Genomic DNA, 11,603 nt, shown 5'->3' with positions numbered 1-11,603 from the left:
CATCGCCCCCATTTTGTGGTCATGGCAAAGCTTCACATGACCCGGGTCGCGGTCGGGTGTCCCGATTATCCCGCATTGGCCGCCCGCATTGCCGGGCGTAGCGAGCAGGGCGAGGTGCGCCTTACGACGCGGTTTCGTCCCAAGCGCGCCGACGAACTGATCGGCGGCAAGCTGCATTTCATCGTCAAGCATAGCTTGATTGCGCGCGTCGAAATCCTGCGGTTCGAGGATCGCGAAGATGGCCGGATCGATATCGTTTGCCGCTCGAAACTCGAGCGTGTTCACCCGCAACCGAAGCGGGCGCACCAGGGTTGGCGCTATCTGGCAGAGGCCGACGCGCCCGACGGTCTCGATGACGAAAGTGGCATCGCAACGCTGCCGCCGCACCTGTACCGCGAGCTGGCCGAACTCAGCCTGATCTAGGGTCAGGACCCTACAGCCCTGACCTTGGCGGTTCAGCCTGGCGTGCCTTCGACCGCCGCGCGGAAGCTGTCGGCGCGGGCCATCGCCCAATAGCGCGCGCTGGCGACCGAATCTGGGTCGTCGAGCAGAACCCCGCGACGATAGAAGCTGTAGATACGGTCGATCGAGTCCGAGCGTGCGGCATTCTGGCGCTCGTGCAGGTGATGGGGGCGAATATCCCACGGGCTCTTGAGCCCCATCGCACTCGTGATGTCCCATAGCGCCGAGACGGTGGCCGCTTGGAAGCGGTGCACGCGCTCTGCCTTGTCTTCGACGACGAGACCGCGTTGGCGTGTCGGGTCCTGGGTTGCTACTCCGGTCGGGCATTCGTCGGTGTGACAACGCAGCGACTGGACGCAGCCGAGGCTGAACATGAAGGCCCGCGCGGCGTTCGACCAGTCGGCGCCGAGTGCGCAATTGACCGCCAGCCCGGCGCCCGAATGCACTTTCCCCGATGCGGCAAGGCGGATCTCGTCCTTGAGCCCGCAACCGACGAGCGCGTTGCGAACGAAGATCAAGCCTTCGCGAAGCGGCATGCCGACGCGGTTGGAAAATTCCACCGGCGCGGCGCCGGTCCCGCCCTCGGCTCCGTCGACCACGATGTAATCGAGACGGATTTCCGTCTCGAGCATCGCTTTCATCACGGCATAGACTTCGTGTGGCTGGCCGACGCAGAGCTTGATGCCGACCGGCTTGCCTCCCGACAGATCGCGCAGTTTTGCGGCCCACTCGACCATCTCGATAGGCGTGGAAAAGGCTGAATGCGCGGCGGGCGAGATGCAGTCTTCGCCTTCGGGAACCCCGCGCGTCGCCGCGATTTCGGCGCTGACCTTCGGCCCCGGGAGGACGCCGCCGTGGCCGGGCTTTGCCCCCTGGCTCAACTTGATCTCGACCATCTTGACCTGGTCCGCCTGCGCGGCGTCGCCGAAGCGCACGGGGTCGAACCGGCCCGCTTCGTCCCGGCAGCCGAAATAGCCGCTACCGAGTTCCCAGACGATGTCGCCGCCGTGCGTGCGATGATAGGGGCTGTACCCGCCCTCGCCGGTGTCGTGATAGAAGCCGCCCGACTTGGCGCCCAGATTGAGCGCCTCGATCGCCCGCGCGCCGAGCGAGCCGAAACTCATTGCGGAAATATTCAGGAGCGCGGCGTCATAGGGGCGCGTGCATTGCGCCGTGCCGACCCGGGCGCGCTGCGTCCTGTCGTGCTTTTCGACCGGCGCGATGCTGTGGCTCATCCATTCATATTCGTCGGAATAAACGTCGAGCTCGGTGCCGAAGGGATGCGCGTCGAGCTGGCCCTTGGCGCGGGCATAGACAAGCGCGCGTTCGTTGCGGGCGTAGGGGCGGCCATCGAGCGGGCTTTCCACGACATAGGCATAAAGAAAGGGCCGTAGCGCCTCGAACAGCCAGCGAATGCGCGCGATCAGGGGATAATTGCGCCAGAGCGTGTGCCGCCGCTGCACGGCATCGTAGATCGCGACCGCCAGCAACGGCAGCCAGAACAGCAGCGTCCAGCGGGCAGGAGCCCACCACCAGCCAAGGGCAGCGAGCAAGACGAGAAGGGGAAAGACGAGCCAGCGGCGCATGGACGATTCAACCGGCCTGCGCTGCAAGCATTGCCGCCATTTTCTCCCACACCTTGTTGATCGCCTTGAGCGGTCGAACCATGACCTTGAAATCTATAATCTTTCCGTCATCATTCCAGCGAATGATATCGACGCCGTTGATATGGATTCCGTCGAGTTCGGTGGCGAATTCCAGGCAGGCCTGATCGCCGTCGACGATTTCGCGCAGATAGCGGAAATCGTCGCCGCCGAGAACGTGGCTTGCGGCGTGCAGATAGGCGAACACCTTGTCGCGCCCCTCTTGCGGGGTATGGACCACAGGCGAATGAAACACGGCATCCTCGGCAAGCAGCGCCTTCAGCGCCTGCGGATCGCCGCCCCCAGACATATAGGCATGCCAGGCGGCAAGGCCCCGCCGGGCGGGGCTGCCGGTGCTCATGCGAGATGCTCTGCGAAGAAATCGCGCGTGCGCCCATCGGCAAGTCGCGCGCCGTCCTCGTCGCGGCGATTACCGCTCGTCGACGCGAATCCGTGATCGAGACCCGGATAGTCGTGCAGCGTCACCTTGGGATGGGTATCGAGGGCCTCGTGCACCTTTTTCTGCGCCGCATGGTCGACGAAATGATCTTCCGTCGGGATATGGAGCATCAGCGGGTTCGAGATCGCGTGCGCTTCGTTCAGCATCGTGTCGATCATCACCCCATAATAGCCGACCGACGCATCGACGTCGGTCCGCGCCGCCGCCATGTAAGCCAGGCGGCCGCCGAGGCAGAATCCGACGCATCCGATCTTGTCCGCCCCCGCACTGCGCAGCCAGCGGATCGCCGCCTCGACATCCTTGACGCCCTTGTCGGGGTCGACCTGGCCGAAATAGCCAAGTGCCTCGTTCATTTCGGCTTCGACATCGGGGCTGAGTTCGATGCCGGGAGCGAAGCGCCAGAAAATGTCGGGTGCGATGGCCAGATAGCCCAGAGCGGCCCAATCGTCGCATTTCTTGCGGATACCGGCGTTGATCCCGAAGATTTCGGGAATGACGACGATCGCCCGCGTGCTGTCGGCATCGGGGCGCGCGACATAGGCCGGAATGTCGCCTTCGCCGTCGAGCGCGGGAATGGTCGTATTGGTCGGGGTCGCGGACATGAAGGGGCTCTCCTCGCTCTTGATAATTGATACTTAAAGGGCGAAGTTAGCGGGCCGGAGCATGGGGCTCAAGCGCGAAGGCCGGCGGTGCGGCAGGAGACTGGGCGATGAAATTCAATATCGAGATCGATTGCACGCCCGAAGAGGCGCGGCGGCTCGTCGGCCTGCCCGACCTCGAGCCGTTGCACGATATCTATCTGAGCCGCGTCAAGGAGCTGATGGCCAAGGGCATCACCCCCGACATGGTGCAGACGATGGTCAAGAGCTGGGTGCCGATGGGCGAATCGGGGCTCGGGTTGATCCAGTCGCTGCTCGGCCAGTTCGGTGGCGGGATGATGGGAGGGGCGAGCGGCGGCAGCACCGATGACGCAAAGCCGACGCGGGGGCGCAAGAGCTGACGAGCGACGGCGCGCGCGACACGATCTTCGCGCTGTCGAGCGGGATGCCGCCGGCGGCGATCGGCGTCGTGCGGATCAGCGGCGCGCATGCGGCCGACGCGTTGCTGGCGCTTGCCGGGCGGATGCCCGCGCCGCGCCGCGCGTCGCTCGCCGACCTGAAGGACGCCGGCGGAGCACCCCTCGATCGCGCGCTGATGTTGTGGTTTCCGGGGCCCACGACGGCGACCGGGGAGGATCTGGCCGAGCTTCACCTGCATGGCAGTCGCGCGGTGGTGGCAGCGGTCGAGGCGGCGCTCGCCGCGATGCCGGGCCTGCGCCGCGCCGAAGCGGGGGAGTTCACGCGGCGCGCCTTTCTGAACGGGCGGATCGACCTTGCCGAGGCCGAGGGCCTTGCCGACTTGCTGGCGGCGGAGACCGAGAGCCAGCGGGTGCAGGCGCTGGGCATGGCGAGCGGGCATGTTTCGCGGGCGGTCGCGGCGTGGCAGGAGCGGCTGCTCTCGTTGATGGCGCAGGTGGAGGCGGAGCTCAATTTTTCCGACGAGGAGGATGTCGAACTTGCCGATGATTGCGCATATCGCGTTGCCGGCGGGATGGGGGCGCTGGCGGGCGAGCTCGGAGACTGGTTGGCGCGGCCGGCGGCGGAGGTGATCGCCGAGGGACTGTCGGTGGTGATCGCGGGCCCGCCGAACGCAGGAAAATCGACACTTATCAATGCTTTAGCTAAAAGAGAACTGGCGATCGTGTCGCCGGTAGCGGGGACGACGCGCGACGTGATCGAGACGCCGCTCGCGCTCGACGGCATCGCGATGCGCTTTTCGGACACCGCCGGGATGCGCGGTGAAAGTGCCGATGCGATCGAGGCGATCGGGATCGACCGGGCCAAGGCGGCGGTCGCCGCGGCCGACATCGTGCTGTGGCTCGGCCCGCCCGACGAAGCGCCCGCGCATCCCCGCTGCCTGCGCATCGCGGCGCAGGCCGACCGCTGGCGCGGCGATCGGCAAGCCGAGGCCGACGCGGCGCGGAGCGATCTGACCCTCTCGGCGGCGAGCGGGGAGGGGATGGACGCGCTCCACCGCGCGATCGTCGCCGCGGCGCGCACCGTGCTCCCGCGCGAGGGCGAGGCGGTGCTACGCCAGCGCCAGCGCGCCGCACTCGCCGATGCGAAAGCCTGGCTCGCTGTCGAGGCAGGCTCGCGCGAGGCGGGCGACCTGATCCTGCTGGCCGAGCGATTGCGGCTCGCCGCGAGCGCGCTCGACCGGATCGCCGGGCGTGCCGGGGTCGAGGAGATGCTCGACGCGCTGTTTGGCCGCTTCTGCATTGGGAAATGATGTTCCACGTGAAACGCGGTACCCGTGGCAGAGCGGTGGATTCGCACTCGGCTTTGAGCTAAGGGCGCCGCCATCATGCAGAATTGCGCATCTTTCGATGTCCTCGTCGTCGGCGGGGGACACGCCGGGACCGAGGCCGCCGCTGCCGCGGCACGTCTCGGCGCGCGCGTCGCGCTGGTCAGTTTCGACCCGGCGCTGATCGGGACGATGTCGTGCAACCCCGCGATCGGGGGACTCGGCAAAGGGCATCTGATGCGCGAGGTCGACGCGCTCGACGGGTGGATGGCGCGCGCGGCCGATGCCGCCGCGATCCATTACCGGATGCTCAACGCGTCGAAAGGGGCGGCGGTGCAGGGGCCGCGCATCCAGGCCGACCGCAAACTCTATCGCGAGGCGATCCAGTCGCTGCTCGCGGCGGAGGAGGGGATAGACGTCGTCGCGGGCGAAGCGGCGGCGCTGATCCTGTCGGACGATGGCGCCTGTATCGAAGGGCTCGAACTCGGCGATGGTCGGCGCCTCGAAGCACGCGCGGTGGTGCTCGCGACGGGCACCTTCCTTGGCGGCCGGCTGTTCCGCGGCGAGGAGCGGATGGCGGGCGGCCGCATCGGCGAGGCGGGGGCACATCGGCTCGCCGAGCAGCTGCGCGCGGCAAAGCTGCCGATGGCGCGGCTCAAGACGGGCACGCCGCCGCGGCTCGACGCGCGGACGATCGACTGGGCGCGGCTCGCCGAGCAACCGTCGGACAGCGCCGAGGGGGCGAGCTGGACCTGTTCCACGTGGAACAGCGCCCGCGCGGTCCCGCAGATTTTCTGTGCGATCACCCGCACCAACGCCGAGAGCCACGCGATCATCGCCGCGAATCTCGACCGCTCGCCCTTGTTCACCGGCGCGATCGGCGCGGTGGGCCCGCGCTATTGTCCCTCAATCGAGGACAAGATCCACCGCTTCGCCGACCGCGACGGGCACCAGGTGTTCCTCGAACCCGAGGGGCTCGACAGCACCCTCGTCTATCCGAACGGCATTTCGACCTCGCTTCCCGCCGACGTCCAGCTCGCGATGCTGCGCACGATGGAGGGGCTGGAGGCGGTCGAGATGGTCGTGCCGGGCTATGCGGTTGAATATGACCATATCGACCCGCGCGCGCTCCACCGGACGTTGCAGGTGCGCAGCATGGCCGGGCTATGGTGCGCGGGCCAGATCAATGGCACCACCGGCTATGAAGAGGCGGCGGCGCAGGGGCTGGTCGCGGGGGCGAACGCCGCGCTGTCGGTGCAGGGGCGCGACCCGCTGATCCTCGATCGATCCGAATCCTACATCGGGGTGATGGTCGACGACCTGGTGCTGCAGGGGGTCAGCGAGCCGTACCGGATGCTGACCGCGCGCGCCGAATACCGGCTGCGACTGCGCGCCGACAATGCCGCGACGCGGCTGACCCCGCGCGGCATTGCCATCGGGCTCGTTCGCCAGGCGACCGCGGCGCGGTTCGAGGCGCGGATGGCCGAGCGCGCGCGGGCGGCCGCGCTGCTCGATGCGCCGGTGGCGAGCGGCGATTATGCTGCGATCGGGCTGGCGCTCCCCGGCGATGGAGTGGCGCGTCGGCGCGTCGACCTGCTCCGCTACGCCGGGGTGACGATGGCGACGCTGGGGGCGCTCGCACCCGAACTGGCGGCGATCGACCCCGCGATCCTCGCCGAACTCGCCGAGGATGCGCATTACGCCCCCTATATCGCGCGCCAGGACGCCGAACTCCGCGCGCTCGCGGCGAACGAGGCGATCGCGCTCGACCCCGCGCTCGATTATGCGGCGATCGGCGGCCTGTCGCGCGAGATGGTCGAACGGCTGTCGAAGGCGCGCCCCGAAACGCTGGGGCAGGCGGCGCGTATCGACGGCGTGACCCCGGCGGCGCTGACCGCGATCATGGTGCACAGCCGGCGGCGCGCGGCTTGAAGGCCAAAGATAGCCCCAGTTGCTTCGAGTCGCGTTACTGCTAGATATGTGGCATGCCGACGAGCGAAACAGACAAGCCGGACGAAAACGTGAAGTCGAAATCCTCGGTTCGCGATCGGGCCGATGCTATTCGGTCTTTCCGCTGTAAGAATCTGATTGCTGTTATCGAAAGCCCATCCGACATCCGCAATATCGGGACGGTCATACGCAATGCGAACGCGCTCGGAGTCGAAAAGGTGTATATCGTCGATCCCCGTGGGGATCTGCCGGAGGACTGGCAGGACATGCGCTCGCGCAAATCGCTTTCCCAGACATCGGTGTCGGCGGTGAAATGGACGTTCGTCAAGCGGTTTGACAGTAGCGACGCATGTCTCGACCATCTCGAAAAGCAAGGGTTCGTGTCGATCGTGACCTCGCCTCATGTCAAGGGCAAGGCGAGTGTCTATTTGCACGAAGGCGATTACAAGCAGCACACGAAGCTTGCGGTTTGGTTCGGGAACGAAAAGCGGGGTATTAGCGATCTGGCGGTCGCGAGAAGCGAGATGTGCATCGCGATACCGATGTTCGGCATGATCGAGAGCCTGAATCTTGGCACGAGTTCGGGGATTGTGCTGTACGAAGTGACGAAGCAGCGGCGCGAGTATCAAAGCCAGTATCGGCGTAGTCGATTCAAGGGCCGGCGTGCCTCGCCGCTTCCTACGGTGATGCCGCTCGGCTGAGGTCGGTGCCGAGAATTGCTGATCGGCGTAACGCAGCGGTCGGATAGGCGGGTAGCCGCGCGATGTTGGCTGGGCGAGTCGAAGTGAGGGCTCCCAAGCTCGCTAGCGGCAGCGGGGCGGGTGCGCCTTCAACGGTGCCCAACCACCCCAAACCCGTCCTCTGGAGAGGAGGGGCTTAAGAACGCTAATGCCCGTTCACTGATATTCGTCATCCCGGACCCTTCGACAAGCTCAGGACAGGCTTGATCCGGGATCCATAGCAGCGCCGAAGTTATGGACCCCGGATCAAGCCCGGGGTGACTTATGGACCCCGGATCAAGCCCGGGGTGACGAGGATCATTAGAGCGGCCTCCGGTCGCATCGCGCCAATGCTCCTGTCGCGTAGCGATGGGGGGGGGGGCGCTCGCGCAGCGAGCGGTGTAGTAGGGGCCGCGACCTCGCGCCATTAGCCCCTCTGTCAGCGCTTCGCGCTGCCACCTCCCCATGGCTGCGCCACAGGGAGGATTGAATGTCGCAGTCGGTCGTTTTCAGCCGGTTCGTGCCGTTGGGAATCGGGAGGGCCACGCTTTCGCCTGTCTCTGCTGGACGGGTTCGCGCCGGAATCCGGACCCAAAGGGCCTTTGCCTTTGCGCAAGGCTTTCAAAATCCGCCGCAAAGGCGCAAAGGCGCGATGAGCGCGCAAGTTTCGGCTTCGCGGGCGGGATGAAACAGAAGGATGGACGGCTTGGCGGGTTCGCACGACAATGGGATTCTGGCGAGCGAGGCGGAGGTGCGGGCCTGGATTGCCGATGCGTTCGCGCCGACGGCCGAGCAATGGACGCGGCTCGAGCGGTTTGCGGCGATGCTGGTGGCCGAGAATGATCGGCAGAATTTGATCGCGGCGTCGACGGTGCCGAGCCTGTGGGTGCGGCATATCGCCGATAGCGTGCAATTGTTGGACCTCGACCGTGACGGCGCGGGGCTTTGGGTCGATCTGGGGAGCGGGCCCGGGCTGCCCGGTCTGGTCGTGGCGATTCTGTCGGAGCGGCCGATACTGCTCGTCGAATCGCGCAAGCGCCGGTGCGACTTTCTGCGCGACGTCGCGGCCGAGCTGAACCTGCGCCATGTCGCGGTGGCCGAGGCCCGGCTCGAAGCCGTCGATACGCGGCCGGCCGGCACCCTCAGCGCGCGCGCCTTTGCGCCGCTCGACCGGCTGATCGACTTATCTGCGCGTTTTTCCACCGAATCGACGCGCTGGCTGCTGCCAAAGGGACGAAATGCGGTTAAGGAACTGGCATTGCTCCCGCGAGCGTGGCAGAGTCTGTTCCACGTGGAACATAGCCGAACCGATGCCGACAGCCGCATATTGGTCGGGCAAGGGCGCATTGTGCCGAAAAAGCGAGGAAAAGCATGATCCGTATCGCCGTGGCGAACCAGAAGGGCGGGGTTGGCAAGACGACGACCGCGATCAACCTGGCGACGGCGCTCGCGGCGACGGGCTGGCGCACGCTGATCATCGATCTCGATCCGCAGGGCAATGCGTCGACCGGGCTCGGCATCAGCCAGGCGCAGCGCGAATTTTCGAGCTACGACCTGTTGCGCGCCGACGCTACGCTCGCCGAATGCGCGATCGCCACTGCGGTGCCGCGGCTCGACATCGTGCCCGCGACGGTCGACCTGTCGGGCGCCGAGATCGAGCTGGTCGAATATGAGGATCGGCTCCACCGCTTGCAAAAGGCGCTGGCGAGCGCCGAGGCCGGGCAGTGGGATATCTGCCTGATCGACTGCCCGCCGTCGCTCGGGATGCTGACGCTCAACGCGCTGATCGCCGCCGAATCGCTGATCGTGCCGTTGCAGTGCGAATTTTTTGCGCTCGAGGGGCTGAGCCAGCTGCTCACCACGGTCGAGCGGGTGCGCGGGCGTTTCAATCCCCAGCTCTTCATCCTTGGCGTCGCGCTGACGATGTTCGACCGGCGCAACCGGCTGACCGATCAGGTGTCGGACGATGTACGCGAATGCCTGGGGCCGGTGGTGTTCGAAACGGTCATCCCGCGCAATGTGCGGCTGTCGGAGGCGCCAAGCCACGGGCTGCCGGCGTTGATCTATGACCATCGCTGTCCCGGATCGGCGGCCTATATCGCGCTGGCGCGCGAGCTGATCGATCGCCTGCCCACTATCAGCAAGGCGGCTTAAATGGCGGAAAAGAAAGAGGAAACGACACAATCCCCGGCGCGCAAGCGGCCTTCGGGACTGGGGCGCGGGCTCAATGCGCTGTTCGGCGATGCGGCGGTCGAATCGCCGGTGCTGGCGAGCCCCGGCGCGGCGCGGCCGGCCGCCCCCGCGGCAGTCGGCGATTCGGTGCAGCACATCGCGGTCGGGACGATCCGTCCGCTTCCCGGTCAGCCGCGGCGGCATTTCGACGAGGATGCGATCGCCGAACTCGCCGAATCGATCGGCGCGCGCGGCCTGCTCCAGCCGATCATCGTCCGCCGCGCGCCCGGCGGCGACGGCTACCAGCTCGTCGCGGGCGAACGGCGCTGGCGCGCGGCGCAGCGCGCGGGGCTGCACCAGATCCCGGCACTGGTCCGCGACCTCGACGACGCCGCGACCTACGAGATCGCGCTCGTCGAGAATATCCAGCGTCAGGACTTGAACGCGATCGAGGAGGCGAGCGCCTATCGCAAGCTGATCGAGGATTTCGGACACAGCCAGGACGCGCTGGCAAAGCTGGTGGGCAAATCGCGCAGTCATGTCGCGAACCTGATGCGGCTGCTCGACCTGCCGCGCGAGGTGCAGGAGCTCGTCGGCGACGGCAGTCTCGCGATGGGGCATGCGCGCGCGCTGATCGGGGCCGAGGACGCCGAGGCGATCGCGCGCAAGGTGGTCAAGGACGGGCTGTCGGTGCGCGCGGTCGAAGCGCTGGTGCGCGCCGAAAAGGGCGGCGGGCGCAAGGCGCCGCTCGAGTATAAGAGCATGGACGGCGCGCGCGACCCCGATATCATGGCGGTCGAGCGGTATCTGTCCGAACTGCTCGGGATCGCCGTCGCGATTCACTATGGCGGGGGCGGCAAGGGAGCGCTGACCCTGAAGTTCGCATCGCTCGACCAGCTCGACATGATCTGCCAGCGACTGTCGGGCGAAGGGATCTGACGCGGCACGCGAATCGCCGATTCGCGACGGAAAATCTGTGTCACGCCGGGGCGATCGGGCGCGGGCGTCCGGAAACTATCGTGCGAAAAAATGACATAAGTCTCTGAAAATAAACGATTATTTATCGAGGCGGCCCGATTTCCCTAACGCGCCATTAACCATGATTGCTGGCAAAGGTTGAACGGGTGGCGCGCTAAACGGTCCGGCGAATGGGGTGGGATTTCCATTCGACTTTCGATTGATCAAGGGACCAAATCATATGCGCACCATTGGAATGAAGCGCGCCCTCGTGGGCGCCGCGATTGCTGCCCTCGCCATGAACGCTTCGGCGGCTCAGGCGGCGACGGCGACGGGCACGGCCAAGGCCAAGATCCTGCGCCAGATCACGCTGACCAACACCAGCGACCTGCAATATGCGACCGTCATCAGCGGCGCGACCGCGTCGACCGTCCAGGTTTCGACCGCGGGTGCGGTGACCTGTGGGTCGGGGCTGACCTGCACCGGCACGACGACCGCCGCCAACTTCAACATCGCGGGCACCGATGGCGCCGTCGTCGATGTGAGCGGCGATTCGAGCGTCACGCTGACCGGCTCGCTCGGCGGCACGATGGCTTCGTCGCTGACCTATTCGGCCTCGACCGTCACGCTTGGCGCGACGGGCGGCAGCTTTCAGGTCGGCGGCACGCTGAGCGTGGGCGCCAACCAGGCGGCCGGCGACTATTCGGGGACGTTCAACGTCACCGCCAACTACCAGTAAGACGGGCGAGGGGCGGCGGGCCGCAGCGCCCGCCGATTGAAAAGGGCCGTCGGCGCGGAGCCGGCGGCCCTTTTTCGTGTGCGCGGCGTCCCGGGGCCTGCATGGTTAGCAAAATATCAACCATCTTCGGGCAGTCCGGCGGACGACCAACGGAGCGG

12 protein-coding genes are annotated in these 11,603 nt (G+C 66.5%); 9 read left to right on the top strand and 3 right to left on the bottom strand.

The features are described from left to right. The first annotated feature begins 21 nt into the window (after nucleotides 1-21). On the top strand, nucleotides 22-423 hold the full coding sequence (locus AC58D2_RS07940) for a DUF1489 family protein (protein WP_497389030.1): 402 nt from the start codon (nucleotides 22-24) through the stop codon (nucleotides 421-423). 32 nt (nucleotides 424-455) lie between these two features. Here AC58D2_RS07940 and AC58D2_RS07935 read toward each other — a convergent pair whose 3' ends face one another. From AC58D2_RS07935 to AC58D2_RS07925, 3 genes are read right to left on the bottom strand one after another with little or no spacing between them, the layout of a single operon-like run. After that, entirely contained in the window at nucleotides 456-2,048 is a 1,593-nt protein-coding gene (locus tag AC58D2_RS07935) for an FMN-binding glutamate synthase family protein (RefSeq protein ID WP_497389028.1), read from the bottom strand. A 7-nt stretch (nucleotides 2,049-2,055) separates the two neighbouring features. Then, nucleotides 2,056-2,466: a nuclear transport factor 2 family protein gene (locus tag AC58D2_RS07930; RefSeq protein WP_497389026.1), complete on the bottom strand. Its 411-nt coding sequence runs from the start codon at nucleotides 2,464-2,466 to the stop codon at nucleotides 2,056-2,058. Further along, the gene (locus AC58D2_RS07925) at nucleotides 2,463-3,167 is read right to left on the bottom strand and encodes a dienelactone hydrolase family protein (RefSeq protein ID WP_497389024.1); all 705 of its coding nucleotides are present in this window, start codon (nucleotides 3,165-3,167) and stop codon (nucleotides 2,463-2,465) included. Before AC58D2_RS07925 ends, AC58D2_RS07930 begins: the two co-directional genes overlap by 4 nt. 107 nt (nucleotides 3,168-3,274) lie before the next feature. On the opposite strand from AC58D2_RS07925, the gene AC58D2_RS07920 reads away from it, so the two are divergent. The 8 genes from AC58D2_RS07920 (at nucleotide 3,275) to AC58D2_RS07885 (ending at nucleotide 11,445) form a co-directional block, all read left to right on the top strand. Then, nucleotides 3,275-3,565: a DUF6489 family protein gene (locus AC58D2_RS07920; protein ID WP_497389022.1), complete on the top strand. Its 291-nt coding sequence runs from the start codon at nucleotides 3,275-3,277 to the stop codon at nucleotides 3,563-3,565. Nucleotides 3,566-3,588: 23 nt separating this feature from the next. Continuing rightward, nucleotides 3,589-4,893, top strand: coding sequence for a tRNA uridine-5-carboxymethylaminomethyl(34) synthesis GTPase MnmE (gene mnmE / locus AC58D2_RS07915; RefSeq protein ID WP_497389319.1), 1,305 nt, complete (start codon nucleotides 3,589-3,591; stop codon nucleotides 4,891-4,893). A 75-nt stretch (nucleotides 4,894-4,968) separates the two neighbouring features. Further along, a complete protein-coding gene (gene mnmG / locus AC58D2_RS07910; RefSeq protein ID WP_497389020.1) occupies nucleotides 4,969-6,840 on the top strand; it encodes a tRNA uridine-5-carboxymethylaminomethyl(34) synthesis enzyme MnmG in 1,872 nt (623 codons plus the stop codon). Nucleotides 6,841-6,893: 53 nt separating this feature from the next. Next, a complete protein-coding gene (locus tag AC58D2_RS07905; protein WP_497389018.1) occupies nucleotides 6,894-7,559 on the top strand; it encodes a TrmH family RNA methyltransferase in 666 nt (221 codons plus the stop codon). Between the two features lie 724 nt (nucleotides 7,560-8,283). Beyond that, a complete protein-coding gene (gene rsmG, locus AC58D2_RS07900) occupies nucleotides 8,284-8,952 on the top strand; it encodes a 16S rRNA (guanine(527)-N(7))-methyltransferase RsmG (protein ID WP_497389016.1) in 669 nt (222 codons plus the stop codon). After that, nucleotides 8,949-9,731 (top strand): ParA family protein, encoded by a 783-nt coding sequence (locus AC58D2_RS07895; protein ID WP_497389014.1) that lies wholly within the window; start codon nucleotides 8,949-8,951, stop codon nucleotides 9,729-9,731. Before rsmG ends, AC58D2_RS07895 begins: the two co-directional genes overlap by 4 nt. After that, complete coding sequence (locus tag AC58D2_RS07890; RefSeq protein WP_497389012.1) at nucleotides 9,732-10,688, top strand: ParB/RepB/Spo0J family partition protein; 957 nt, start codon at nucleotides 9,732-9,734, stop codon at nucleotides 10,686-10,688. It begins immediately after the preceding gene. A 274-nt stretch (nucleotides 10,689-10,962) separates the two neighbouring features. Then, the gene (locus AC58D2_RS07885) at nucleotides 10,963-11,445 is read left to right on the top strand and encodes a DUF4402 domain-containing protein (protein ID WP_497389010.1); all 483 of its coding nucleotides are present in this window, start codon (nucleotides 10,963-10,965) and stop codon (nucleotides 11,443-11,445) included. Nucleotides 11,446-11,603: the final 158 nt, after the last annotated feature.

The sequence above is a fragment of the Sphingopyxis sp. CR5 genome (assembly GCF_059693785.1).
Note: the sequence above shows the minus strand (reverse complement) of the source record. Positions and strands in the feature narration are given on the sequence as shown.

Bases quoted from the DNA above. Each gene is read 5' to 3' on its own strand.
- AC58D2_RS07890 (WP_497389012.1), top strand. From the start codon at position 9,732: ATGGCGGAAAAGAAAGAGGAAACGACACAATCCCCGGCGCGCAAGCGG.
- AC58D2_RS07895 (WP_497389014.1), top strand. From the start codon at position 8,949: ATGATCCGTATCGCCGTGGCGAACCAGAAGGGCGGGGTTGGCAAGACG.
- AC58D2_RS07905 (WP_497389018.1), top strand. From the start codon at position 6,894: ATGCCGACGAGCGAAACAGACAAGCCGGACGAAAACGTGAAGTCGAAA.
- mnmG (WP_497389020.1), top strand. From the start codon at position 4,969: ATGCAGAATTGCGCATCTTTCGATGTCCTCGTCGTCGGCGGGGGACAC.
- AC58D2_RS07930 (WP_497389026.1), bottom strand. From the start codon at position 2,466: ATGAGCACCGGCAGCCCCGCCCGGCGGGGCCTTGCCGCCTGGCATGCC.
- AC58D2_RS07935 (WP_497389028.1), bottom strand. From the start codon at position 2,048: ATGCGCCGCTGGCTCGTCTTTCCCCTTCTCGTCTTGCTCGCTGCCCTT.
- AC58D2_RS07920 (WP_497389022.1), top strand. From the start codon at position 3,275: ATGAAATTCAATATCGAGATCGATTGCACGCCCGAAGAGGCGCGGCGG.
- AC58D2_RS07885 (WP_497389010.1), top strand. From the start codon at position 10,963: ATGAAGCGCGCCCTCGTGGGCGCCGCGATTGCTGCCCTCGCCATGAAC.
- AC58D2_RS07940 (WP_497389030.1), top strand. From the start codon at position 22: ATGGCAAAGCTTCACATGACCCGGGTCGCGGTCGGGTGTCCCGATTAT.
- AC58D2_RS07925 (WP_497389024.1), bottom strand. From the start codon at position 3,167: ATGTCCGCGACCCCGACCAATACGACCATTCCCGCGCTCGACGGCGAA.